This is a genomic window from Eubacterium ruminantium (assembly GCF_900167085.1).
Lineage (GTDB): Bacteria > Bacillota > Clostridia > Lachnospirales > Lachnospiraceae > Eubacterium_Q > Eubacterium_Q ruminantium.
In genome coordinates, this window is record NZ_FUXA01000015.1 from 1 (window position 1) to 26248 (window position 26248).

General features: G+C 35.5%; 22 protein-coding genes, 1 tRNA gene, 1 rRNA gene and 1 riboswitch. Of the genes, 22 read left to right on the forward strand and 2 right to left on the reverse strand.

All coding sequences use genetic code 11. The features are described 5' to 3' along the window. The 16 genes from B5D25_RS10710 to B5D25_RS10785 all read left to right on the forward strand — a co-directional run. Positions 1-328 (forward strand): 23S ribosomal RNA (locus B5D25_RS10710); the annotation flags it as partial. A gap of 98 nt (positions 329-426) precedes the next feature. Further along, positions 427-497 (forward strand) — tRNA-Trp (locus B5D25_RS10715). Between the two features lie 152 nt (positions 498-649). Beyond that, a complete protein-coding gene (locus B5D25_RS10720; RefSeq protein WP_078787963.1) occupies positions 650-1162 on the forward strand; it encodes an RNA polymerase sigma factor in 513 nt (170 codons plus the stop codon). Next, a complete protein-coding gene (locus tag B5D25_RS10725; protein ID WP_078787964.1) occupies positions 1149-2042 on the forward strand; it encodes a hypothetical protein in 894 nt (297 codons plus the stop codon). The genes B5D25_RS10720 and B5D25_RS10725 overlap by 14 nt, the downstream gene beginning before the upstream one ends. Before the next feature lie 121 nt (positions 2043-2163). Continuing rightward, a complete protein-coding gene (locus B5D25_RS10730) occupies positions 2164-4449 on the forward strand; it encodes a hypothetical protein (protein ID WP_078787965.1) in 2286 nt (761 codons plus the stop codon). 471 nt (positions 4450-4920) lie between these two features. Beyond that, positions 4921-5625: an HAD family hydrolase gene (locus B5D25_RS10735; protein WP_078787966.1), complete on the forward strand. Its 705-nt coding sequence runs from the start codon at positions 4921-4923 to the stop codon at positions 5623-5625. Positions 5626-5786: 161 nt separating this feature from the next. Next, positions 5787-6125: riboswitch (cobalamin riboswitch) on the forward strand. A 182-nt stretch (positions 6126-6307) separates the two neighbouring features. Beyond that, positions 6308-7354 (forward strand): sirohydrochlorin cobaltochelatase, encoded by a 1047-nt coding sequence (locus B5D25_RS10740; RefSeq protein ID WP_078787967.1) that lies wholly within the window; start codon positions 6308-6310, stop codon positions 7352-7354. A gap of 229 nt (positions 7355-7583) precedes the next feature. Continuing rightward, on the forward strand, positions 7584-8576 hold the full coding sequence (locus B5D25_RS10745; protein ID WP_078787968.1) for a hypothetical protein: 993 nt from the start codon (positions 7584-7586) through the stop codon (positions 8574-8576). Between the two features lie 71 nt (positions 8577-8647). Then, complete coding sequence (locus tag B5D25_RS10750) at positions 8648-9868, forward strand: ABC transporter substrate-binding protein (protein ID WP_078787969.1); 1221 nt, start codon at positions 8648-8650, stop codon at positions 9866-9868. A 229-nt stretch (positions 9869-10097) separates the two neighbouring features. After that, entirely contained in the window at positions 10098-11138 is a 1041-nt protein-coding gene (locus B5D25_RS10755) for a FecCD family ABC transporter permease (RefSeq protein WP_078787970.1), read from the forward strand. A 1-nt stretch (position 11139) separates the two neighbouring features. Then, entirely contained in the window at positions 11140-11868 is a 729-nt protein-coding gene (locus B5D25_RS10760) for an ABC transporter ATP-binding protein (protein WP_078787971.1), read from the forward strand. 431 nt (positions 11869-12299) lie between these two features. Further along, positions 12300-14564: a glycogen/starch/alpha-glucan phosphorylase gene (locus tag B5D25_RS10765; protein ID WP_078787972.1), complete on the forward strand. Its 2265-nt coding sequence runs from the start codon at positions 12300-12302 to the stop codon at positions 14562-14564. Between the two features lie 8 nt (positions 14565-14572). Next, complete coding sequence (locus B5D25_RS10770; protein WP_176755122.1) at positions 14573-15469, forward strand: hypothetical protein; 897 nt, start codon at positions 14573-14575, stop codon at positions 15467-15469. A gap of 157 nt (positions 15470-15626) precedes the next feature. Further along, on the forward strand, positions 15627-17042 hold the full coding sequence (locus B5D25_RS10775) for a GGDEF domain-containing protein (protein WP_078787973.1): 1416 nt from the start codon (positions 15627-15629) through the stop codon (positions 17040-17042). Between the two features lie 114 nt (positions 17043-17156). Next, positions 17157-17834, forward strand: a complete 678-nt coding sequence (locus B5D25_RS10780; protein WP_159444156.1) for a class I SAM-dependent methyltransferase — start codon at positions 17157-17159, stop codon at positions 17832-17834. A 4-nt stretch (positions 17835-17838) separates the two neighbouring features. Beyond that, positions 17839-18927 carry a DNA/RNA non-specific endonuclease gene (locus B5D25_RS10785; RefSeq protein WP_090168688.1) on the forward strand — a complete coding sequence of 363 codons (1089 nt, stop codon included), beginning with the start codon at positions 17839-17841 and terminating at the stop codon, positions 18925-18927. Positions 18928-18993: 66 nt separating this feature from the next. On the opposite strand, the gene B5D25_RS10790 is transcribed toward B5D25_RS10785, so the two are convergent. Next, positions 18994-19497, reverse strand: coding sequence for a shikimate kinase (locus B5D25_RS10790; protein ID WP_078787975.1), 504 nt, complete (start codon positions 19495-19497; stop codon positions 18994-18996). A gap of 17 nt (positions 19498-19514) precedes the next feature. Next, on the reverse strand, positions 19515-20390 hold the full coding sequence (aroE, locus tag B5D25_RS10795; RefSeq protein WP_078787976.1) for a shikimate dehydrogenase: 876 nt from the start codon (positions 20388-20390) through the stop codon (positions 19515-19517). 128 nt (positions 20391-20518) lie between these two features. On the opposite strand from aroE, the gene B5D25_RS10800 reads away from it, so the two are divergent. The 6 genes from B5D25_RS10800 (at position 20519) to B5D25_RS10825 (ending at position 26101) form a co-directional block, all read left to right on the forward strand. Next, entirely contained in the window at positions 20519-21166 is a 648-nt protein-coding gene (locus tag B5D25_RS10800) for a Maf family protein (protein ID WP_078787977.1), read from the forward strand. Positions 21167-21264: 98 nt separating this feature from the next. Beyond that, on the forward strand, positions 21265-22047 hold the full coding sequence (locus B5D25_RS10805) for an SDR family NAD(P)-dependent oxidoreductase (protein WP_078787978.1): 783 nt from the start codon (positions 21265-21267) through the stop codon (positions 22045-22047). A gap of 15 nt (positions 22048-22062) precedes the next feature. Continuing rightward, positions 22063-22599: a cysteine hydrolase family protein gene (locus B5D25_RS10810; protein ID WP_078787979.1), complete on the forward strand. Its 537-nt coding sequence runs from the start codon at positions 22063-22065 to the stop codon at positions 22597-22599. A gap of 31 nt (positions 22600-22630) precedes the next feature. Continuing rightward, positions 22631-23473 (forward strand): hypothetical protein, encoded by an 843-nt coding sequence (locus tag B5D25_RS10815; protein WP_078787980.1) that lies wholly within the window; start codon positions 22631-22633, stop codon positions 23471-23473. A 1-nt stretch (position 23474) separates the two neighbouring features. Then, positions 23475-24152 carry a sugar transferase gene (locus B5D25_RS10820; RefSeq protein WP_078787981.1) on the forward strand — a complete coding sequence of 226 codons (678 nt, stop codon included), beginning with the start codon at positions 23475-23477 and terminating at the stop codon, positions 24150-24152. Positions 24153-24328: 176 nt separating this feature from the next. Beyond that, positions 24329-26101: a family 43 glycosylhydrolase gene (locus B5D25_RS10825; protein ID WP_159444157.1), complete on the forward strand. Its 1773-nt coding sequence runs from the start codon at positions 24329-24331 to the stop codon at positions 26099-26101. The last annotated feature ends 147 nt before the right edge of the window (positions 26102-26248 follow it).

Sequence of the window (26248 nt, forward strand, 5' to 3'; positions counted from 1 at the left end):
CGCGAGCTGGGTTCAGAACGTCGTGAGACAGTTCGGTCCCTATCCGGCGCGGGCGGAGGATATTTGAGAGGAGCTGTCCTTAGTACGAGAGGACCGGGATGGACGGACCGCTGGTGTACCAGTTGCATTACCAAGTGCAGAGCTGGGTAGCCAAGTCCGGAAAGGATAAACGCTGAAGGCATCTAAGCGTGAAGCCAACCTCAAGATAAGATATCCCACTCCCCTGAGGAGTTAAGACCCCTTGAAGACTACGAGGTTGATAGGCACCGAGTGTAAGTGTGGTAACACATTCAGCTGAGGTGTACTAATAGGTCGAGGGCTTATTCAAGAGAGATGAAAAGGTTGCTTTTTGAGCATCTTAAGTATGATACTTGTAGATGTAAATGTTTGTATGAGGTTTTGAGGGTACATAGTAACTTCATAAGTAGGGGCTTGGTCAAATGGTATGATAGGGGTCTCCAAAACCTTTGGTGGGAGTTCGATTCTCTCAGCCCCTGTTTTTAATAGTAATGCTTAAGTAACAATTTGTTATTTAAAGCATTTTTTTTTGCTATAAAATATTTTTTTTTTTGAATAAAAATGAACCTTTTATATTTTTATGAAAATATTATAGTGAATGCATTTATAAAATGTCCTAGGGTATAAGTTAATGAACAATATTGAATACTATATAAGTGAATATGGTAAAGATATTTTTTCTTTTTGTGTTTATTTGACCAGAAATAAGGATGAAGCAGAAGATCTGTATCAGCAGACATTTCTGGTAGCAATTGAAAAGAATGATATTGATGATGGAAATAATCCTAAATCATATCTTATAACAATTGCAGCAAATATATGGAATAACAAGAAAAGAAAGAGATTATGGCGAAAGAATAAAGCTGACATAGTTCTTTTTAATGATGATGATTTAACTAATCTTCAAAGTGATAAAGAATCTTTAGAACAGTTAGTGGAAAGGAATGATGAGATTCAACATTTACGAAAGGCTGTATATGATCTACCCGATAAAATGAGGATAGTAGTATTAATGCATTACATGGAAAATATGTCTTTAGAACAAATATCTAATTCATTGGATATACCTATAGGGACAGTTAAAAGTAGGTTGCATCATGCAAAAAATGAAATTAGAGAAAGGATGACATATGAAGGATATTAAAAAAATCACTGACAATGAATTTGACGAGTTTATGCATATGTCATTAGCTCCACATCTTAAACCGGATGACAAACTGAATTCACAGATCATAGAACAGGCAAACAAAAAGAAAGATAATAAATCAAAAGTAAAAAAAAGTAATATAAATTTCTTTTTAAGAGCCGCGATTGTATTTATAGCATTTATGGTTATTGGATCAACCGGTGTTTACGCTGCCAAAAAGCTTGGTAAAAATAAAGAAACAGTGGTTAAAGACAATCATATTATTTCCGGAAATAATGTAAATGATTACGATAGAACCGATTTGCCTGATAATGACCATGAGACTTTAGTTTCAAAAAATTATGACAGAGTTTACGGTGGAGAAAATGATAATTGGATCTTTATGGATGAAACATTACTGAATAATGTATATAGAACAAAGACATATACTTATGATGATTATCTAAAAGCTCTTTATGACTCTGGATTTGAAAATTGGTTTAATTTCGATATTAAACCGATTGAAAATTATTGTTGCTACAGTATTACCGTGGATGAAAAGTTTGATACTGAAGAAAGGATGTTGGATGTAAGCTTTTATTATCATGATGGAGTAGTTTCATTTAATCAGAATTTGAGACCGGCAACACATGATCCGGATGGATTATTTATGGTTCAGGTAGATAATCCGGAAAATACGAGGGTATATAATACCGAAAATGAAACATTTACATTAGTTGACAGTGTCAATTCGAAAGATGGATTAAAAGATACATATGTAAATATCAACTATGAAGATTATTATGGCTATATAATTTTTTACAATCTCAGTGAAGATGAAATCCATGAAGTTTTAGATAATGTAGAACTAAAAAGTAAAACGGAAGACAAAAAGTAAGATAACAGATAAAAATTCAGATGGAAAAAATATAGATGGAAAACAAAAATTCAGACTGAAGATATATTGTTATAATAAAAAAGTGATTTGATTAAGTAAAAGTATTTAAGGGGAAAAGATAATGACAAAATTCAAAAGTAAAAAGTTATTTATAATCTGTCTATCGGCACTTTTATCACTAACTTCTTGTGGCAAAAAAGAAGATAGCAGTGATAAGGCTAATTCAAACGATAAAGGTGTTGTAAGTGAAGTGGCAGACAATAATCATGATTCTTCATTTGAAAGTGCTAATAAGGATGAAGATAAGAAAAATGATAAGTCTGAAAAGGATGTAAATTATAATAAAAAAGCTATAAATACAAAAAAGAATAATAATAGTAATCAGAATAATCAGAATAATAAGAATAATAAGAGCATTCAGGATACTAAGAATTATCAGGATAACAAGAATAATCAGGATACTAAGAATAATCAGGATAACAAGAATAATCAGGGTATCAAGGATAATTCTCGTGTTGATTCCGGTAATAAGTACACTGTCTCAGGTAGTGATAATTACTCAAATTATGCAAAGAATGATCGTGTAAATAGTAACGATGGCATTGGCAACACTAACAATAATGATAGTGAAAAATTAAATAATAATGATACGAGTTCTGTTAATAATAGAAATAATAATGCTAATAATTCCGGAAATGATAATAGAAAATATAACGGAAATGAAAACGCTAATGGTAATGCTGTTGAAGATAATAAAGTAAAAAATAAAGATAATAAGAATACACAGAATAGCCAGAGTAATAAGAGCGACAAGAACGACAAGAACGGTAAGAGTGCCAAGAGCGGTAAGAATGACAAGAACGGTAAGAACGACAAGAATGGCAAGAATGGCCAGAATAAATCCGGAGATAAGAGTGGAGGTTTTGAAAAGGCGGTAGAATACGAGAAAATCGAATTGAGTGGAGATCCGTCAGATGTATTTGTGGTAGATAAGCACTCGTATTATGAAGATGATAAATTTTATATTATTTATCAGAAGGGTACGACTGTTTACGGGGATTCTGCTGAAAAAGTCCGTAAAGTAATGGCTACTAACGAGAGTAATTATGGTATGAAATATGAAAAAACTCCATTTACCTGTGGGCTTGATTGGAGTTATACAGACTTTGATGGAGCATTTGATGATTTTAATACAAATAATGACAAATTTGAAATAGTTGTAACAAAGGATGTTGATGATACTGTTCAGAGTGGATTTGAGAATGGCGTAATGATTTATGACTACGATCTTGGTGACAATTTAGCTACACTTGTACATGAACTGGGACATACACTAAGATTATCTCATAGTAATCAGTTAAGCAGCGTTTTAGAAGAAGGTTTTGCAGTTGATTGTGAATATACATACATGGAGAAGACAGGTGAATTTGATCCGACCATAATATGTTTTCTTGATATTCCCGATTTTGAAGTACTATATGATGATTCTGTAATAGAAGAAGATCCGATAAAGGCTTTCAAAGATGCAGCAAATTGTGAAGCAGTTGATCAATTTAATTATCAATATGGTTTCAGATTGTCGGTATTCCTGAGAACTGAGTATGGAAATGATATTTTTAAGAAAATTTCCAATGTAGCAGCAGATTATGTAAGTATTTCTCCGAAAGAAGATGTGACTATAGAAATAATAAAGAAAGCAGCCGGTAGTGATGTGTTTGATAAGTTCGCAAAGTGGATGAAAGATGGAGGCTGGACGGCGTTTTCCAATGAACTTCTAACTCATTTTAGTGAGGAAGAGATATATGGAGAAGGTGGCAAAAGCGGCAAAAGCGGATATACTTCGCCGACTCATGTTGGTACTGAATATTTATCGCCAAGTGAAGGAGATAAATGGAGCAGTGCTGTAGTCAAAACGTATAGCGATGATTCAAAACAAATAAACAAATACTATGATGATTACAATTCGGGAATTTTGGATTTTGGAATCGAAGATATTTTCAGTCGCGATTATGAAGACGTAAGTAATATTTGTATATGTGAATTACAAACTAAAAGCGCTGAATCATTTACAGATGAAGAGGAAGAAAAAAATGATGTTTACAGGTGGCTTAGTTTTGATGTTCAGCATGGTAATGGATCTTTCTTTGTACAAATTTATTCAGAGAAGGACATAGATATTGAGGATTTCAAGTATTACGATGAAGAAGCTGAAATTACCGAACGAGATTATTCAAATGGAAATATAAACTTTACTGTAGTAACAGAGAAGAAAATCCTGGAGGATAATGAGGAGAGCGTAAATACTTGGGTTGTATTTGAAAATCAAAATTGTGTCGTGAAAATAAATATGTATTATCTTTCTGATGATGAAATAAATGAATTGCTCGACAATATCGTCGCAAAATAGAAGTCAGCAGTACCGGTATGGAGATAAAACAGTCTAGTCAAAACTGCCGTCAGATAGTATTCAGTAGTGTTGTTGCATAATGACAAGTGGTGGTATGATGGTAGAACAGTCTAGTCAAAACTACCGTCAGACAGTATTCAGTAGTGTTGTTGCATAATGACAATTGGTGGTATGATGGTAAAATAGTCTGGGAATAACTGTTGTAGAGCAGTAGTCGGCAGTATCAATATACGACGATGGAAGGCGGATGGCGGCATAAAAGGAGATTTGTGTGGCTGTCAAGAGTGTGTCATTTTAAGCAAATGATTTATATTTTATACCGGATAAAGAAAAGAATAATACCGGAGAAAGTCCCAAATAACATGATAAAGTGAGAATAATAATCACGTTTTTGCTATAATAAGTGGTCAGCTGTTATATTTTTTAATATATTGCGTGCTGACCACTTTGATTTTTATAGAGGATGATAATATGATCAATAACAATAAAGAAGTAAATGGTTCTGTAAAAAATAAAAAGATTAAAGCCGTTATTTCCGATATGGATGGAACTCTGCTTGATACAGAGAGAATATATCAGAAATACTGGAAGATGGCTGCAGATGATCTTGGATATAATATTTCTGCTGAACAGCTTCTGGATATTAGAAGTCTCGGACATAGTTTTTCGAAGGAAAAATTCTTCGAATTCACAGGTGATCCTGAAGCTTCTGAAAAGATAAGGACAAGACGAAGAGAATTGATGGATCCTTATATGAAGACCATTGATGTTCCTTTAAAACCACATGTAAAGGAAGCATTAGCAAAGCTTAAAGAAGAAGGATTCTATCTTGCTATAGCTACTGCAACAACTAATCTTGAAATCCTTGAGTATTATCTTGAATCAACAGGAATTAAATGTTATTTTGATGAGATCATTTCTGCGGTAATGGTAAAAGAAGGAAAGCCTTCGCCTGACATTTATCTTTATGCATGTGAGCAGTTAGGTATCGATCCTAAAGACGGTTTTGCGGTTGAAGATTCGCCAAATGGTGTTATTTCTGCATCAAGAGCAGGACTTAGGGTTATTATGGTTCCGGACATTACTGAGCCGGATGAAAGTCTCAAAAAATACTATGAATATAGGGCTGATGATCTTTATAAAGCAGCTGAGTATATCATCAAAGCATCGGAGTAAAATTCTGTAATTATTAACATTTATACGGAATATTTAGTAAATGTTATAAATTTCGTATTGCATTTTTTCAAAAAAAAGATTATTTTATATTATGTTTGCTGATGCAAACCAATTAAATAGGGTTTTCAGTGCCCATGGACAGACAAATGAAGATGGTATTTTTGTTTGATCAAATGTTGTTGCATGGGTTAAAAGGGAAACAGGTGTGAATCCTGTACGATCTCGTCACTGTATTGGAGGAGTGTGAGATATAGCGGTCGTTGAATCGCAGTTACTAAATTATGGTTACTGAATCAGAGATACTGAATTGCAAACATTGAAATGTAATCAATAGTGGTTACTGAATCAGAGGTAATGAATTATAGTAGCTGAATCGAAATCATTGAATCGCAGTCACTGATAAGGATAGGGTCCGGTATTGATCGGATATATTCTGTTGGGAAGATTATCTTACGTGATGATAACTAAGCCAGGAAACCTGCTGATAACTTGGTACAGAAGATAGTATAATCTTCAGATCACGAGGAATTGGTCGTACTGTTTATTTCTTCCGAAATTTCATAGTTCGGAGGTTGTTTTTTTGCGGACTTCTTGTCTGCTTCTATTAATAAGCATTTTTCCAATCCTTTATCTGAAATTATATATATACCTCAAAAAGAGGATTTTTAGGAGGAATTTAAAAATGAGAAAGAAGATTCTTATGGCTGCATTATCTGTTTTAACAGTATGTGCATTAGCTTCATGTGGTAAGAAGGACGATGAGAAGAAAACAGACGCTCCTACAACTACTGCTGCAACAACAGAGGCTGTAACAACAGAAGCTGTTACAACAACAGCTCTTACAACAGCTACAGCTACTGAAGCAACAACAGAAGAGGCCGAAGAAGAGAACTACAATACAGGTGATGCTTCTCTCGATAATCCAAGAAATGCAGATGAAATCGGTGAGAAGGAAATTCTCGTAGTAAGTTTTGGTACAAGCTACAATGATTCAAGACGTTTAACAATCGGTGCTATCGAAGAATCAATCGAAAAGGCATATCCTGATTACAGCGTAAGACGTGCATTTACAAGTGATATCATCATTGAGCATGTTAAGAAGCGTGACAATGAAGTAATCGATAGCCTTGATGAAGCACTTGAGAGAGCTGTAAAGAATGGCGTTAAGGAACTTATCATTCAGCCTACACACCTTATGTATGGTTTTGAGTATGATGAAATCGAGAAGAAGATTGCTAACTACAGCGACAAGTTCGATAAGGTAACAATTGGTGCTACTCTTCTTGGAGAAGATGAGAACTTTGAGAAGGTTGCTCAGATCCTTGTTGATGAAATGTCTAAGTATGATGATGGTGAGACAGCTATCTGCTTCATGGGTCATGGTACTGAGCATGAATCAAATGCTGTATATACAAAGATGCAGGAAACATTCAAGAATCTTGGTTATGAGAACTACTATGTAGGTACAGTTGAAGCTACACCTTCATTCCAGGATGTTATTGATACAGTTAAGGCTACAGGTAAGTATAAGAAGGTTGTTCTTAGACCACTTATGGTTGTTGCCGGTGATCATGCAAATAATGACATGGCAGGTGAAGAAGAGGATTCATGGAAATCACTCTTCGTTAAAGAAGGATTTGAAGTTGAAACAGTTATCTCAGGACTTGGCGAGATTCCTGCAATCCAGGATATCTATGTTGGTGCTGTTCAGGATAGCATAGAGAAATAATTGAGTATTTGCTGAATATTTATAGAATATAAAACCTGTAAATTGACCAATCGGATTATTTTGTCCGGTTGGTCAAATAATATATACAGAAAAATATGAAATTTAAAATGTTTGTTTTTATAATTTTATATTAAAAACACATGGGAAATAGCTGAAAATGATAATTTATAAAATCAGACAATAAATTCAATTTATGAATTTAAATATTTTGGAAGTTAGGAATATAGTTATGACAAAATTTAAGAAGTTATCAAGTAGAATATTAATCTCAGCATTTGCATTAATGATGCTTACCGGATGTGGCAAGAAGAAGGATGAGAAGACAACTGCTGAGGCTACTACAGCAGCAACAACAGCAGTTGTAACAGAAGCGACTACAGAAGTTGCAACAGTTGCTTCAACTACAGAGGCAGCTAAAGCAAGCAAGAATGATGCAGATGGTAAAGTTGCTGATAAGTCAGAGATGACTGAAGTTGAAGAAGTTATCGATAATAACATGACTCCGATCAAGGCAGATGCGCTTAATGATGGTGAGTATGATATCAATGCTCTTTCAAGTTCATCAATGTTCAAAATTGAAGAAGCTAAACTTGTTGTAGCTGATGGAAAGCTCACAGTTACTATGGTTATGGGTGGAAAGGGATATCTCTATATTTATCCGGGAACACCTGAAGAAGCAGCTGCAGCAAATGAAAGTGATTATATTTCATTTGAAGAAAATGAAGATGGAAAGCATACTTTTACATTTGAAATCGATGCTTTAGACAGCGAAGTAAAATGCGCTGCATATAGTAAGAAGAAAGAAAAATGGTATGACAGAAGCCTTTGCTTTACTGCAGGTAATCTTCCTGTAAGTGCATTTAAGGAAGGAACAATCAATACAGCAGAAAAGCTTGGTCTTGCTGATGGAGAGTATACAGCTGAAGTTTCATTTGCAGGCGGAAGCGGAAAAGCTAAGGTTGATTCTCCTGTTAAGTTAAAGGTTGAAAATGGCGTAGTAACAGCTACTCTCGTTTGGAGCAGCAGCAATTACGACTATATGATCGTAGACGGAGAGAAGATCGATACAGAGATAGTAGATGATAGATCAACATTTGTAATCCCTGTAGCAGCATTTGATCATAGAATTGCAGTTAAGGCTGATACAACAGCTATGAGCAAGCCATATGAAATTGATTACTCTCTTAAATTTGACTCATCATCTATTGAAGAAGTAAAATAGAGTTGAATCGGAGAAACAGTCATATAGTATTTTATAGAACATATTTTAGAATATAATAGTGAGGTGCGGATATGAAATCAGTAAGGAGATATCGGATAGGTATATTATTTATAATGATTTTCATGTCCGTATCTTTTTTTGGATGTGGAAAGAAGAAAAGTGCCCCGAAGAGCGGCACAGATGTAACAAGCGAAAAAGAGAAGGTAAGTTCTCTGTATGGTCATGATTTTATTGCGCATAAAGAATTAAAGTATGCGGAAGAATATAAGATTGATTATTATGACAACGGTTTGACTTATATTCAAATCGGTGAAGATAAAATATTATTGTTCGATGAAGGCGTTGAAATGCCAAAGGAAGATATGTCCGGATATATCATTTTGCAAAAGCCGCTAAATAATATATATATGGCATCCTCATCGTCTATGGATTACTTTTTATACCTGAATGAGATTGATAAAATTTCTATGACAAGTACCAAAGAGGAAGACTGGTCTGTTGAGGAGATAAAGGATCTTGTCAAAAATGAAGAAATAGCCTATGTCGGCAAATACAGTGCGCCGGATTATGAATATCTTCTGGATGACGGATGTTCACTGGCGGTTGAAAATACAATGATAAATCATGCGCCTGCTGCAAAGGAGAAGATTGAGCAGCTGGGAATTCCTGTAATAGTGGACAGGTCCAGTCTTGAAAATGAACCGATGGGACGTTTGGAATGGATCAAGCTTTACGGAATCCTTATGGATAAAGAGGATGAGGCGGACAGCTTCTTTGATGAACAGGTAGCAAAACTTAATGAAATAGATAATAAGATTAAAAATGATTTAGAAAATAACAGCGAATTTGCGGATAAGAAAATATCTGCTGCATGTTTTTATATAAATGCATCGGGAATTCCGGCGGTAAGAAATCCGGAGGATTATATGACGAAACTTGTGAAGACTGCAGGATTTGATTATTCATTTGAAAGTCTTACTGACAACTCGAATAAAACATTTACGAACCTTCAGATGGAAGAGTTTTATGCCGGCGCTATTGATACGGATGTACTTATTTACAGTGCGAGCTTCGCGACACCGCCAAAGGATATGAATGAATTGATCGGGATGGATAAACTCCTGGCAGATCTTAACGCGGTTAAAAATAAAAATGTATGGTGTTATAATATAGATATATTTCAACGACCTACAAAAATGGCTGAAATCGTGGAAGAATTTTATGAGATCTATAAGTATACAGCATTCGGAACTGAAGAGCCGAAGACAAAGTATTTTTATAGATTGAAGTAGATGATTATATTTGGAAATATACTAGTCACATAGATAAATAATAGTGAAACAATATTGATCACAGATATGATCGATGTATGGAAATATACTAGTCACATAGATAAATAATAGTGAAACAACATTGATCACAGAGATGATCGATGTATGGAAATATACTAGTCACATAGATAAATGATTGTGAAACAGTATTGATAATAATATTGTATTAGGAAACGATAGGGAAGAAATAATGCATAACGAAAAGGTGGATCAGTTTGAAGTAAATAAAAAGATGAAGCTGAGATCGGCAGTATGCTTTATTAGTATGCTTGTTTTATTTGTTGTGCTTTTTATGATTTCTATCAAGGCAGGAAGCATAAAGATAAGCTGGAATGATATTATAAATGCATTTAGCGATTCAAAGACAGTTAAGGGCAAAATCGTAATGGATATAAGATTTCCGAGAGTGCTTGCAGCTACTCTGCTTGGTGGCGCTTTGGGAATTTCAGGTTTCATGCTTCAGAATTTTTTCAATAATCCGATAGCCGGACCATTTGTTCTCGGAATATCTTCCGGAGCAAAACTTGCTGTAGCGATTGTGATGATTATATTTATCGGAAATGGTAGTTCGGTTAATTCTTATTATATGATCGGAGCGGCATTTATCGGAGCGCTGCTTTCGATGTTCTTTATACTGCTTGTGTCAAGAAAGACCAGAAACTCAGCAATACTTATAGTGTGCGGAGTTATGATCGGATATATTTGTTCGGCGATAACAGAGCTTCTTATTAATTTTGCAGCGGATTCGGACATCGTAAATCTGCACAGCTGGTCTATGGGAAGTTTTTCCGGAATTAGCTGGGATAATATAAAAATTATTTCAATAGTTGTAATTCTTGGATTTGTTGCAGGATTTCTTATGACTAAACCAATGGAGGCATATACATTTGGAGAAGATTATGCCAGAAGTATGGGAGTAAATATAAAGCATTTCAGAATGATGATGATCATTATTTCAAGTGTTTTGTCAGCATCAGTAACGGCTTTTGCAGGACCTATTTCATTTTTAGGTGTTGCTGTTCCTCATTTGATGAGAGGCGTTTTCAAGACTGCAAAACCACGCGTGATGATACCGGCATGTTTCTTGGGGGGAGCGCTTTTCTGTTTATTTTCGGATCTGATGGCCAGGATGCTTTTTGCACCGACTGAAATATCGGTAAGTACCATAACTTCGATACTTGGTGCTCCGGTGGTCATTATAATTATGATAACAAGGAAGAGGAGGGCATAAAATGGAAAATGTACTTACAACGAATATGCTCTCTGTAGGATATAAACATAAAGAGATAGTCAGCAAGATAAATATAGAAGTTAAAAAGGGCGAGATAGTAACGATGATAGGGCCTAACGGAACCGGTAAATCCACTATTTTACGGACCCTTGCCGGACTTCAAAAGTCACTTTCCGGAACTGTAAATATATGCGGTAAAGACATAAATGATTATAGGGAGACGGAGCTTGCACAGCACGTTTCTATCCTTATGACTGATAGGGTCGAACCTGAACTTATGACGGGATATGATATAGTATGCAGTGGAAGATATCCATATACGGGCAGGCTCGGAATACTTTCCGACAAAGACAGGCAGGTAGTTGAAGAGGTTATGGAACTCGTTAATATTTCGAATCTTAAGGATAGCTTCTTCAGAGAACTCTCGGATGGGCAAAAACAAAGGTTTATGCTTGCAAGAGCTATTTGCCAGGAACCGGATATTCTTATAATGGATGAGCCGATGACATTCCTTGATATTAAATATAAAAGGGAACTTGCAGAAATCATTTTAAGACTGAAGGAAGAAAAGAAAATATCTATCATAATGTCGCTTCACGAATTGCATCTTATCAAGAAATTCACTGATAAGGTTGTGTGTATTAAGGATGGTGGAGTAGATAAGATAGGTGCCATCAATGAGATTCTAAATGATGAATATATCGATTATCTTTTTGATATAGAAAAGTAATTTATAATCCGGATAAATAATTGGAATGAGAGATATATTTGTACCGACCACAAAAGTTAGAACTGAAATCTAACATTTGGAGGTCGGTTTTTTATTGGGGATAATGTATGAAATTGATAAGTAGATTAGTAACAGTTATGGGAAATAGATAATGGAGTGATTTGAAAGAATGACAGGGGGAGTGATAATGAAAAAAGTAAAATATTCGAAAATAAGCGAAAATAATTGCGCGTAATACCGCGAAATGTGTTGACAAAAGTCTTGTGTTGGTTTATTTTAACTTTATGAACGAAAGTATACGAAACATTTTGAGCGCAATAGCATATAAAATAACATTTAAAAGTATATGTAAAAAACAAAAAACATAAAACATAAAACATAAAACATAAAAGTCTAATTGATAAGATAATTTATATAATCGGAGGATATTTATGGATATCGAAAAGAAACTTGTGGATGAACTTGGTAAAAATATTATTGAAGCAACTAATGAAGAGATTTACAGAGCTCTTGTAAGTGTTGTGAATAAAGCGGCAATTGATAAAGAAGAACGTAACGGCAAAAAGAAGTTGTATTATATATCTGCGGAATTCCTTATCGGTAAGCTTCTGTCCAATAATCTTATAAATCTTGGTTTATTTGATGAGGTGCATGAGTTACTTGAAAAGAACGGAAAGAACCTTGGGGATATTGAAGAACTTGATGCTGAGCCAAGTCTCGGAAATGGAGGACTCGGAAGACTTGCATCATGTTTCCTCGACAGTATCGCAACACTTGGGCTTAATGGTGATGGAGTAGGACTTAATTATCATATGGGTCTTTTCAAGCAGACATTTAAAGATCGTCTCCAGTCAGAGATTCCTGATAAGTGGATAGATAAGGATACATTTCTTATCAAAACAGATGTTAGTTATCCGGTATCGATGGGCGGGAAGATGTACAATTCTGTTATGTATGACCTTCTTGTTACAGGTTATGAGAATAGAACTAACAGACTCCATCTTTTTGATCTTGAAACAATAGACAGCAGCATCATAAAGAATGGTATTGATTTCGATAAGGAAGCAGTTGATAAGAATCTTACTTTATTTTTATATCCGGACGACTCTGATGAGGCAGGAAGAAAACTGAGGATTTATCAGCAGTATTTCATGGTTTGTAATGCTGCACATCTTATACTTGATGAGGCGGTTTCGAAGGGGTCGGATTTATATAACCTGGACGAATATGTTGTTATTCAGATAAATGATACGCATCCGACTATGGTAATTCCTGAGCTCATAAGACAGCTTATGGAGAGAGGTCTTAGCATCGATGATGCTATTGAGATTACAAATAAATGCTGTGCATATACAAATCATACTATTCTCGCTGAGGCACTTGAGAAGTGGCCGATTGGATATCTTAAGTCCATAGTTCCTCAGATTGTACCTATCATTGAAGTCCTCGATGATAGAATCAGAAGAAAATATGAGGATGAGTCCATTGCAATCATAGATAGAAATGATTTTGTTTCTATGGCAGCAATTGATATCAATTATGGTTATTCAGTAAATGGTGTTGCAGGGCTCCATACAGAGATACTTAAAAATACAGAGTTAAATAATTTTTATAAGATCTATCCTGAAAAGTTCAATAATAAGACAAATGGAATCACTTTTAGAAGATGGCTCATGTCATGCAATCCATCTCTTACTAAGTATCTGGAAGAGCTTATCGGTGAGGGATTTATCAAAGATTCATTTTTACTGAAAAAACTTGAAGAATACAAAGATGATAAGAATGTGCTTAATAAGTTAAGTGAGATTAAAATGCAGAATAAACAGGCATTTTGTGATTATATTGAAAAGACAAGGGGAATCATTCTTGATAAGGATACAATATTTGACGTTCAGAGTAAGAGACTTCATGAGTATAAAAGGCAGCAGCTCAACCTTTTATGGGCTATAAGAAGATATCTTGATATTAAAGCAGGAATCATTCCTGAGGAACGAGTAACGGTTATATTTGGCGCAAAAGCAGCGCCTGCCTATACTATCGCAAAAGATATAATTCATGCGATTCTTTCTCTTATGCAGCTTATTGAAAATGATGAGGACGTCAAGAAGTATCTGAGAGTTATCATGCTTGATAATTATAATGTTGATGTTGCTGAGAAGCTTATTCCGGCATGCGATATTTCTGAACAAATATCTCTTGCAAGTAAAGAAGCAAGTGGAACCGGAAATATGAAATACATGCTCAACGGTGCAGTTACACTTGGAACTATGGATGGTGCAAATGTAGAGATTTTTGAAAATGTAGGCGAAGAAAATATTTACATTTTTGGATTGTCAAGTGATGAAGTTATTGCTAAATATAAAAACGGCAGCTATGATCCAAAATATTACTATGACAATAATGCCGAGATAAAACGTGCAGTTGATTTCCTTGTAAGTAAAGAAATGATCGGATTATCAGGTAAGGATCATGATGAGTCATTGGAGAGATTATATAATGAATTTCTGAACAAAGATTACTTTATGACCTTCCCGGATTTTGATGAATATTGTAAAGTAAGAAATAAAGCTCATAGTGATTATAAAAATCAGGATGAGTGGAGCAGAAAATGTCTTCTTAATATTGCAAATGCAGGATATTTTTCATCAGATAGAACTATTGAGGAATACAATAGAGATATATGGAAACTTCAGTAAAATAAAAAATGATCAAAGCATATTATCACCTTCCGGGGTTATTTGAATTTTATAATCTTTATAGTGATTTTTTGCCAATTTATAGGGAACATAGAGAGTATTTCTATGACTGGTGCGAGATTGGTTCTATTTATGGTGCTCCTGCCGATTGTATATGGGGCGGAGGACGAATAGGATTTGGCGATGAAGACTATAGTAAAGTAATAAAACTTATGGAACAATATGATATATCCGCAAGACTTACTTTCAGTAACTCATTGATAGAAGAGGAACATCTTTCTGACAGAAAATGTAATGAATTATGCAGAGCATTTGAAAGCAGCGGTAAAGTTCAAAATGGAATTATCATCCATTCGGATATATTGCTCGATTACATTAAAAAGAGTTATCCCAAGTATTATTTTGTATCATCTACAACGAAGGTTATTACTGATACGGAAGAACTTGATGAAGAGTTGGAGAGAGATGATTTTAGATTTGTTGTTCCGGATTTTAGAATGAATAAAAGATTTGATTGGCTTGATAATCTTTCTGATGAGAAGAAGGACAAAGTGGAATTCTTATGCAATGAATGCTGCTGGTTTGACTGCTATGACAGAAAAAATTGCTATATAAATGTCAGCAGAAAAAGTCTTGAAGCAGAATGCGAGGATCATGTATGCGTTTCTCCGAATGCGAAGGAAGGTTACAGATTCTCAAAGGCTATGAAAAATCCGGGATTTATAGGAAACAACGATATACTCTCTACATACATTCCGAAAGGGTTCAGCCAGTTCAAGATAGAAGGACGTAGTCTGGGCAGTGCCGTGATCCTTGAAATGCTGTTATATTATATGACAAAACCTGAATATTATCTTACTGTAAGAGAAGAAATTTATCTCGACAGTATGCTGGATTTATTTTAAAGAATCAAAACCGTACGAAATGAAAAATCGTGCGGTTTTTTATAAATATATACTTTGAATAAATTGATTATATGTGCTAAATTATTTATATGGGGATATAGGAATACTATCATTTTGGAGAGGATGATAGTGCTGTTATTTTAAGCGGGGTGGCAATATGGATTATAAGAAATTTGCTGATACTGTATCGGCTATGACGTGTATCATCTCTATAGAAAAAAAGCCTAATGGTAAGTATGGTGAGATACGTATAGTTGATGGGAATAAGGCATATATTGATTCTATCGAGAATAAATCGGATGATACACCGGATATGCTTACAGATAAGTTCATTCCGAATAGTTTATATGAAAGATATTTGCCAAAAGATTTGAACTTTGAATTTGCTGTTTATAAAGCAGCGGTTCTTAAAGAGCCTGTTCATACATATATTCATCCGGAAAGATATGAATTCTGGTTAAATATTTTTTTTATGCCACTGGAGTCGGAAGATGAGAATATAGGTTACTGCTCATATACAATGACACTCAGTAAAGAAGCTGACTCCATGAATATGACGGATCTTTCTCAGGATACTTTGGCGACAGTCCTTAATACATGCATAAAGCTTAGAAATAACGACGAATTCAAGCCTTCTATGGATGAGGTTATTAAGGATATACGTAAGGTATGTGAGGCGAATCATTGTATAATCCTTCTTCTCGATCATACAGAAAGAAAATGTTCTGTTCTTTGTGAAGATATGGTAGAAGATGTTGGCTTGAAATTAATGACTCATTGGTTGGAGAACTCCGACTTCTATGATATAGCATCAACATGGGAAAATGTTATCAATGGTAGTACCGGTCTTATAATTCAAAGTGAAGCAGACATGGATCTTGTTCGAGAAAAAAGCCCTGTATGGTATGATTCATTGAAAGAGGCAGGCGTTGAAAGCCTGGTTATCTTCCCACTCAGATATAATGATGAGCTCATGGGATATATATGGGCAACGAACTTTAATACGGTAAATACATCTAAGATAAAAGATGTTCTTGAACTGACTACATTTTTCATAGCTTCTGAGATTGCTAATTTCAAGCTTTTGAAAAAACTTAAAGTTCTCAGTTCGAAGGATATGCTTACAGGCGTGTATAACAGAAATGAGATGAATAACCGCGTAATGGCGCTTTATTCTGAAGAGACAGACAATCCTAAGCCGATAGGAGTTGTATTTGCAGATCTAAATGGATTGAAAAGGGTCAATGATCAAGCCGGGCATAGAGCTGGCGACCTCATGCTGAAAAATGCAGCAATGGTACTTCAAAATGCATTCGTGGATAATGAAGTATATCGTGCAGGTGGTGATGAGTTCCTGATTCTGATACCTGACGGCAACATCGAAGAGATAAAAAGCAGAGTAAGTCTCATGAAAAAACTGGCGAATAATTACGATAATGTCAGTTTTGCTGTTGGATATTGTGTTGATGAAGACAGTAGAAATGTTCGTCAGGCGATGAAGTTAGCCGATGAATTGATGTATAAAGATAAAGAAGAATTTTATAAATTACATCCTGAAAAGAGAAGAGTGTAATTTATAGAAGAAGGCTAATTGATAAATTTGTATGATATTTCGAAGCTGATGTGGGCATGTTATTATTACATCAGCTTCAAAGTATGTTTGGATATAAAGATAAGGGGTATAAAAATGTCCAGAGAAGATAGTTTAGATAATACACTCAATATCGATACATCATTACTTATGGATGAGATAAAGGAAAATGAAAGATATTTTTTCGGCAGTACGGATTATGTTACACAGGATATAATCTTAGATATGCTTGATATAAGTGAAAATGATGTGTTCGTCGATATTGGATGCGGCCTTGGTAAAGTAATCTATTATGTGAATCATAAAGTCGGATGTAAGACAATAGGCGTTGAAGGAGATGATAGAATCTTCCGAAAGCTTAAGGAGAATCATTCCGGATATAAGAAAAAGAACTCCGGTAAATCCGGCGGGAATGTTCTAGTACTCGGAAGTACCGGTGCAGAGGTCAATATCCTCAATAGGAAGATTGAAGATATTGATAGCATATATGATGAGATACTGAAGAATCATGTGTTTGAGGATAAGGATTCGCTGTATTTCTATTTCTTTAATCCGTTTTCAGTTGAGGTGCTTAAGTCATTTGTGGCGAAACTGGTAGAGGAAGCAGGAATGAACAGATTTGGAAGTAAGAAGATAGAACTGGTCTTTTATTATCTGACTCCTGAGTATCAGATGGCTCTCAGAGAATTTCCTTTGAAGCTTGAACAGATTTCAAAGCTGAATGATTACTATAAAGATGAATTTGAGAAATGCTGTATTTACAGTTTGAGATAGGACTATGAGGATAATAAAGAGAATTATTGTTTATTTGATCATATTAATAATTATGGGTGGGGTGATCCTTCTGAGTGGATCCGATCTTTTCGGAAAGAAGGAAAAGCCGGAAAAGCCACATACCACGGAAGTTAATGTGACTGAAGCTACGACTGTAGTAGATAAGGCGGTTGTTACAGAAACCCCGTCAACGGAAAGTCAGGATATAGTTGCATCAGGATCGGATGCGGAAAATACTCCTGACGGAATCAGTAAAATGATGGAGATGGGTACGGAAGAAACGACTGAAGAGATAGCGGTCTTTGATTATAAAGAAGTTCCTGCTTATTCAGGTATGCCTTATGTTACTGTAAATGATAATGAGCCATTTTTCACTGAAGAAGAGATGAAGACAGAAAATACATTTCTTGAATTCAGTGAACTTGATTCTCTCGGAAGAGTCGGCGTGGCCTCAAGTTGTCTCAATAAAACTATGATGCCTACAGAACCACGAGGCGAGATTGGAGATATTAAACCGAGTGGCTGGCATACCATTAAGTATGAAGGATATATAGCAGACAGATATCTTTATAACCGCTGTCATCTTATCGGATATCAGCTTTGTGGAGATAATTCCGATATAAGAAACTTTATGACAGGAACCAGATCTTTCAATGTCGATGGTATGGAGCCTTTTGAAAATCAGGTTGCGGAATTCATCAAGAATACAAATTATAATGTTCTATACAGAGTCACACCTGTTTTCGAAGATAATAATCTTGTTGCTTCCGGAGTTTTGTTGGAAGCCGTATCTCTTGAGAGTGGTATCAAACCAAAGAAGGAAAGAGAACTTTGCTTCTCGGTTTTTGTATATAATGTTCAGGAGAATATTGAGATTGATTATGCAACAGGTGACAGTAAGGTTATCAATTCGCATATCAGTAAGACAAATCATGACTGTGACTATATAGTTAATAAAAAATCCAAGAAATTCCATAAGCCGGATTGTGATAGTGTAAAGGATATGGAAGATAGAAATAAAACATATTTTACAGGAGACAGAGAGAAGCTTATAGAAGAAGGATATAAGCCGTGCAAAAGATGTGATCCGTAAGTATGTGCAAAAAAGAAGGATGATACCGAGTAGGATCGGAATCATCCTTTTTAAATGCGATAAAATTTATTTCATTAATTCGAGTATTTCTTTACAGATATCGTCAATTGATCTGTTATCGACAGTTACTGTAAAATCTGCAGCGGCTGTATATCTGGGACGTCTGTCATCCATAAGTTTTGTTATGTATGGAATATTCATATTTCCGTTGAGAAGTGGTCTGTCTGTGCAGTTCTTTACTCTGTTGTAGATTGTTTCCGGAGTGGCAGAGAGAAGAATTATCTTGCCGCTTTCTTTCATCAGATCAACATTTTTCTGACGAAGAATTGCACCGCCTCCGCATGATACAGCTTTATTTGATTCTTCGGAAATGAGATAAAGAAGTTCTGATTCTACATCACGGAAATATTCCTCACCCTTTGTTGCGAAGATATCATTGATGGACATTCCTTCTTTATCTACTATTGAAGCATCCATTTCTATAACTTCCATTCCTGTAAGTTCATGGAGTCTTGAGCATACAGCGCTTTTTCCTGAACCCATGAATCCTATAAGATAAATATTTTTCATAATGAACCTGCCTTTATTTAGAAATATAATTCTTTGATAGTATCTGTCGGCATTTCTTTGCCTGTCCAGAGTCTAAAGCTTTCAGCTCCCTGATAAAGCAACATATACATGCCGTTGAATGTAGAACATCCGGCTTCTTTAGCAAGACGGAGAAGTTTTGTTTCAGCCGGCTCATATATTACATCTGATACTACTAAAGATGGCTTAATGATTGATGAATCTTTGAAATATTCATCCTTAATGATGCAGGCATCAACTTTAGGTGACATTCCGACAGATGTACCGTTTACAAGGATGTCAGCTTCAGAAAGAGCTGTCTTAAATAATGACTCATCATCGAAATCATAAAGAGAAACCTTGCAAGATGTTTTATTGTTGATCTGGTCAACTATTCCCTCGGCACGAGAGAAGAACTGATCTCTGATACTGAAAACTTTGATCTCAGCAACTTTATCAAGTGCAGCCTGAACGAGGATAGCACTGGCAACGCCGCCTGCTCCGAGAAGAACCATTTTCTTTCCCGTGAGATCATGACCTGCATCTTTTGCAGCGCGCATGAATCCAACACCGTCAGTAGTATATCCTGTGAATACACCATTATCATTAACTACTGTATTTACGGCTCCTGATATTTCAGAACCAATATCGAGCTTATCGCAAAGTTCGCACATGAGATTTTTATTTGGCATTGTAAGATTAAAACCGCGTACACCGAGTGTTCTCAGTCCTTCTATTGCAGTCTTAAGTCCGTCTGTATCAACCTCGAAACAAAGGTATCTATAATCTAAATCCAAAAGCTCGAAAGCTTTATTGTGCATAAGTGGTGATTTGCTGTGTTTAACAGGTTTTCCGAGGAGACCTGTAAGAAGTGTTGTACCGGTTAATTCTTTCATAATGTTGCCTTTCTTATAAAAATAATATATATTTTCTGTATGAATTTTAACAATTAATCATTTCATTTACAATAAAAAAATACATTGGTTTTATATTATAAAATATGATTCGTAGAGAGGATAAAGATATGTCGTTAAGAGTTATACTCGCGTCGCAGTCACCCAGAAGACAGGAACTTTTAAAGAAGATATTTCAGTATTTCGAGGTGATGCCATCTAATGCGGATGAGAATATAGAAGTGCTTCCGCCGGCGGAATATGTTGAAAAGCTATCAAAGATAAAAGCTTTGGAAGTATATGAAAGACTTATGGATGAAGATGAAATGGTTCCTGAAGTTACAGGGATGAAAAGGCTTTCAAAATTATTTAAAGGAAGCGGTTATGCAAGTACCGAAGATATGCTTGTTATCGGAGCGGATACGATAGTTGTGAGAGACGGCGAGATACTCGGTAAACCAAAGGATGAGGAAGATGCATTTGCCATCCTTAAAACTCTTCAGGGAAGAGGTCATGAAGTATATACGGGAGTTACACTTATTCATAATGAAGAAACAATAAGTTTCAGTGTTAAGACTGATGTACATATTGTGCCGATGTCTGATGAAGAGATAAATGAATATATTAAGACGAAGGACCCTATGGATAAGGCTGGAGCATATGGGATACAGACTGTATTTACCAAGTTTGTATCGGGGATTGAAGGGGATTACAATAATGTTGTCGGACTACCCGTATCAGCAATCTACAGTAGGTTAAAAGACATGAAAATAGTATGATATAGACGGGTTACAGTATTCTTAATTTTTTAAATATAGCTTTACAAATTATGTTAATTATTATAAAGTGAAATTTATCTGTTTTGGGAGTGGAGTTTATGAAGAAGGATTTAGTTCTTATAACAGGGGCCACCAGTGGTATAGGTCTTGAGTTGACTAAGATATTTGCAAAGAAAAGATGCAATCTTATTCTTGTTGCGAGAGACCGGAAAAAACTCGATCATTTGAGAAGAAAGCTCAGAAGTTTCTATGATATAGAAGTTGATTTTATTGTCAAAGACTTGACAGATGACGATTCAGCGGAGTATATATATCAGAAAGTAAAAAACAGTGGTAAAACTGTGGATGTTCTGGTTAACAATGCCGGATTCGGTGATTACGGAAAGTTCCTTGATGCATCTCTTGAAAAGCAGAACAAGATGATCAAGTGTAATATCCTTGCTTTAACTGAGCTTACTTATTATTTTGCGAAAGACATGAAGAATAAAGGCAGAGGAAGGATTCTCAATACTGCCTCAATCGGTTCATTTATGCCGGGACCGCTTATGTCTGTTTATTATGCAACTAAGGCATATGTTTTATCATTTACGGAAGCTCTTGCAGAAGAGTTTAAAGGAACAGGTATTAAAGTATCTGCTTTATGCCCGGGACCAACTGATACAGGATTCTGGAAGGTTGCTAACGGCGAAGCGGTAACTACTATCAATAAATTAAAGAACAAAAGCCCGAAGGATGTTGCCAAATACGGTTACAGGAAGATGAAGCAAGGAAGAGTCATTATCCTTCCGGGATTTTTCACAAGAATGGCACCGCTTTTCATCAGATTGGCGCCACGTAAGGTAGTAAGAAAGATAGTTTATAAAGTTCAAAAAATGAAATAAGAGGTATAGGAGAAAATGCAAAAAATACTTATTGTTATTGACATGCAAAATGACTTTATCAAAGGTACACTTGGATCTCCTGATGCAGTAGCTATTGTACCTAATGTAAAGAAGAGAATAGAAAAAGCACTTTTAAAGGGAGAAAGAGTTCTTTTTACAAGAGATACTCATCATGAGGAATATCTTGAGACACAAGAAGGAAAGAATCTTCCAATCACACATTGTATAGAAGGAACTTATGGATGGCAGATATCAGACGAGCTCCAGGAATTTGTTGAGCCGGGAGATGTTAATGTCATCAATAAACCTACATTTGGTAGTAGAACACTTGCAGAATATCTTGCATCTAAGAATGAATTTGAGAGGTTTGAAGAGATAACTCTTATAGGACTTTGTACAGATATCTGTGTTATTTCAAATGCAATGACTATCAAGTCATTCCTTACAGAAGTTCCGGTTAAGGTTGAAGCTGATTGCTGCGCAGGTGCAACACGTGAAGGGCATGAAACAGCGCTTAAGGCAATGGCAGCCTGTCAGATAGAAATTCTGTAAATATATATTTTTTCAAAGGGGATTTTTTTAAATGAGAAAGAAACTTTTAGTCGTAGGACTCGCAGTATCAATGTTAGCTGCAATGACAGCATGTGGAAAGGATAAAGAAACTTCAAGTAAGCCTGTTGCATCAGGTGATTCTTCAGAAGCGACCATAAGTCTTTTCGGAGATAAGACTGAGGAAGCTTCATCTTCAGAGGCAACTTCAGCTAGCACTGCAGAAGCAACAACAGAAAATAAAGATGCTTCTAGCGAAACAGGAAGTACAGAAGCAACTACACAGGCCGGAGATAGCGGAAATACAGCAGAAGCATCCGGATTTGATATCGGTGCAGTTGATGGACAGAAGTATGTAAATAAGGCATTTGGTTTTGCAGCAGAGTTTCCTGATGACTGGACATTATATGACAAAGAAAGAATTGCTAAAGAAAATAGCATAACAGCAGAAGAAGTTACAAATGAGAAATTCCTTGAGAAGATGAAATCATTTGGTCAGCCTAAGATGTTTGGTGCTGATAACTCACTCTCAGGAAAGTTCAATACAGTACTTATGCTTTCAGCTGAACGTAAGGCTTATTTTGGAAATTTCGATGGACCATCTAAAGAGTTCTATGAGCCACAGGTAACTCAGTTTGAGCAGACATATAAAAATATGGGATATACTGATGTTGCAGTTAATATCAAGGATGCAAAGTTTATCGGACAGGATGTTATTGCTATTGATATCGATTGTACTTATGCAGGTCAGACAATGTTCCAGAGAATATTCACTTACGGTGACGGAGATTATGTTCTTATGATTGCTGTTGCAGGTAAGGACGAAGCAGAAGTTAACGATATTCTTGGATATTTCTCAGCATATCAGGGACAGTAACATGGTTTTCAGAAAATGGGAAAACCTTCCTTCATGGATGAAAACTCCTGAAGTAAAGGTGTATTATGACAAGTTAAAAAAGAAAAAGAAAGCATTATATATTAAAAGAGCTTTCGATATATTCTTATCAGCTATGTTAATTCTTATTACTTTTCCTGTTTTCATAGTTATCTCTTTGATGATCTTCTTGGATTCAGGAGGTAAGATCATTTTTCGACAGAAGAGAGTTACTGCTTATGGTAAAGTCTTCAGAATCCATAAATTCAGAACTATGAAAAGAGGTTCTGAGTCGGAAGGAAGCATCATAGCTAAGGAGGAAGATGAGAGGATTACAAGAGTCGGAAAGAAGCTTCGCAAATACAGATTGGATGAGCTTCCACAGCTCTTTGATGTATTTCTTGGAGATATGTCATTTGTGGGACCAAGACCTCAATCAGTTGAATTTGTAAAGCATTTTGATAAAGCCAGCAGAGCGGTATTCCTTATGCCGGCCGGAATTACTTCAGAAACTACTCTTAATTTCCTGAATGAAAGTGAGATGCTTAAAGGCGCTGAAGATATTGATGATGCATACATAAAGGAAATCCTTCCTGTTAAAATGAATATGCAGCTTGAAGAAATCAGTAAGTTCAGTATGATAAATGATCTTAAAACAATGATTCATACTTTAAAGAGATAAAGTTCGTAAAAGAATATAATTGCTCCCGGGTTAATTCCCGGGAGTAATTTTATGCCTGAATATCATTTAGTAAATATTAATATTTTCCGGTAAATACTAATGAATTTTCGGTGTATATATAACGTTTTAAAGTATATAATATATTTATCATTTTTATTCTGAGAGAAGATAAAGGAATGGCTATGAAAGATAATTCGAAGATTATAAAGAATCCAATACTTGATATGGATTATCCGGATCCGGATGTTATCCGTGTAGATGATACATATTACATGGTTACAACAACTATGCATTTTATGCCCGGATGCGATATACTTAGATCATATGACCTTATAAACTGGGAGCATTTGACATATGTTTATGACAGGCTCGACAGCACGGAGGCAGAGAGGCTTGAAGGCGATAAAAATGCATTTGGAAAAGGCATGTGGGCAGCGAGCATCAGATATCATGAAGGATTATTTTATATAGTATTTGTAGCGAATGATACACAGAAAACATATTTATACAGATCAGGCAGTATTGAAGGACCATGGCAGAAGAGTAATATAGAAGGATTTTACCATGATGCATCCCTTCTTTTTGATGAAGGCAGAACTTATATTGTTTACGGAAATACAGATGTCTATTTGACTGAATTAAATGACGAGCTCACCGCACCTAAAAAGGGAGGTCTCCATAGACTAATTGTCAGTGATAAAGGCAATCCGAATCTTGGCTACGAAGGATCACATTTATATAAAATAGATGGGCGTTATTATCTGTTCCTTATCCATTCTGCAAGAGACAGATGGATGAGAAATGAAGCCTGCTTTATCAGTGACTCCTTAACGGGAGAGTTTACCGGAGGAGATGTGCTTTCGGATGATATGGGATTTCTTCAGAGCGGAGCGGCTCAGGGTGGAATCGTTGATGACGGAAATGGAAAATACTATTCAATTGTATTCCAGGACAGCGGCGCCATAGGAAGAGTTCCGGTGGTGGTACCTGTAGAGATTAAAGACGGAAATGTCAAATTTGGTATAGACGGAAAGGTTCCGAAGGATTTATCTGTTTGTGAACCTTTAAATATCAAAAATAAGAATAATGATTCTTGTGAAAAGGAATGCTCAGAGCTTTACGGCAGCGATGATTTTAAAGAATGTTATCTGGATGAATACAAGAAAATTAATCTCTGCGCAATAAATGAAACTATTGAGAGTTCCGGAGTGATTAAAGAAAATGAGAAGAATTCCGGCGTAATATGTGGAACGAATGGTGAAGCCGGCGTGACTACAGCGTATAATAAAAGAAAATTCGGAACATTTGGATTTAAGAGCTTTTGGCAGTTTAGTCATGAACCGGATCTCAGCTTTGTTGATGTAGATACTGATAATGGGATTCTCAGTATTGAAACAGGCAAAACGTCTTCCAATATATTTGAAGCGAAGAATGTTCTTACTCAGAGGATGAAAAGACCTCACTGCGAAGCGGAAGTAACCATTGACGGTTCTGATCTTAAGAATGGGGACTCAGCAGGACTTACTGTTTATCAGGGAGATTTCGCCTGGGTTGGAATAACCAAAAAAGAAGGAAAATTATATGCTGTGATGAGAAATATGTGCAGTGATGAAGATACCTGGATACTTACAAAGAATCCGGGAGAAGAGCATTTCTCTGAAATGATCGAAGGGAATACTCTTAGAGTTAAACTGTGCGCTGATTTTCCTTATCCATTTAGTTCTGAAGCTAATAATGACAAAGCTGATAATGACAAAGCTGATATTGCAACCTGTAGCATATTTAGAAACGGCAAGTGGGAGAAGGTTGGTATTTCACATCAGATGAAATTCAGACTCGACCACTTTACAGGAGCAAGATTCGGACTCTTTGTATATTCTTCAAAGGAAGCAGGAGGAAGAGCAGGATTCAGTGATTTTAAATATGTGACCGATGATCATAATTCATAGATTTTACTTATGATTTCTATATAAAATGATGAAGGAAAATCGTCACTTATTAATTGATAAAAATCGGATGTTATGATAAAATGGAAACTAGATAATAAAATCAAGTTTCCATTTTTTATATGTATTATTTTGAAAGGTTTGGTGATC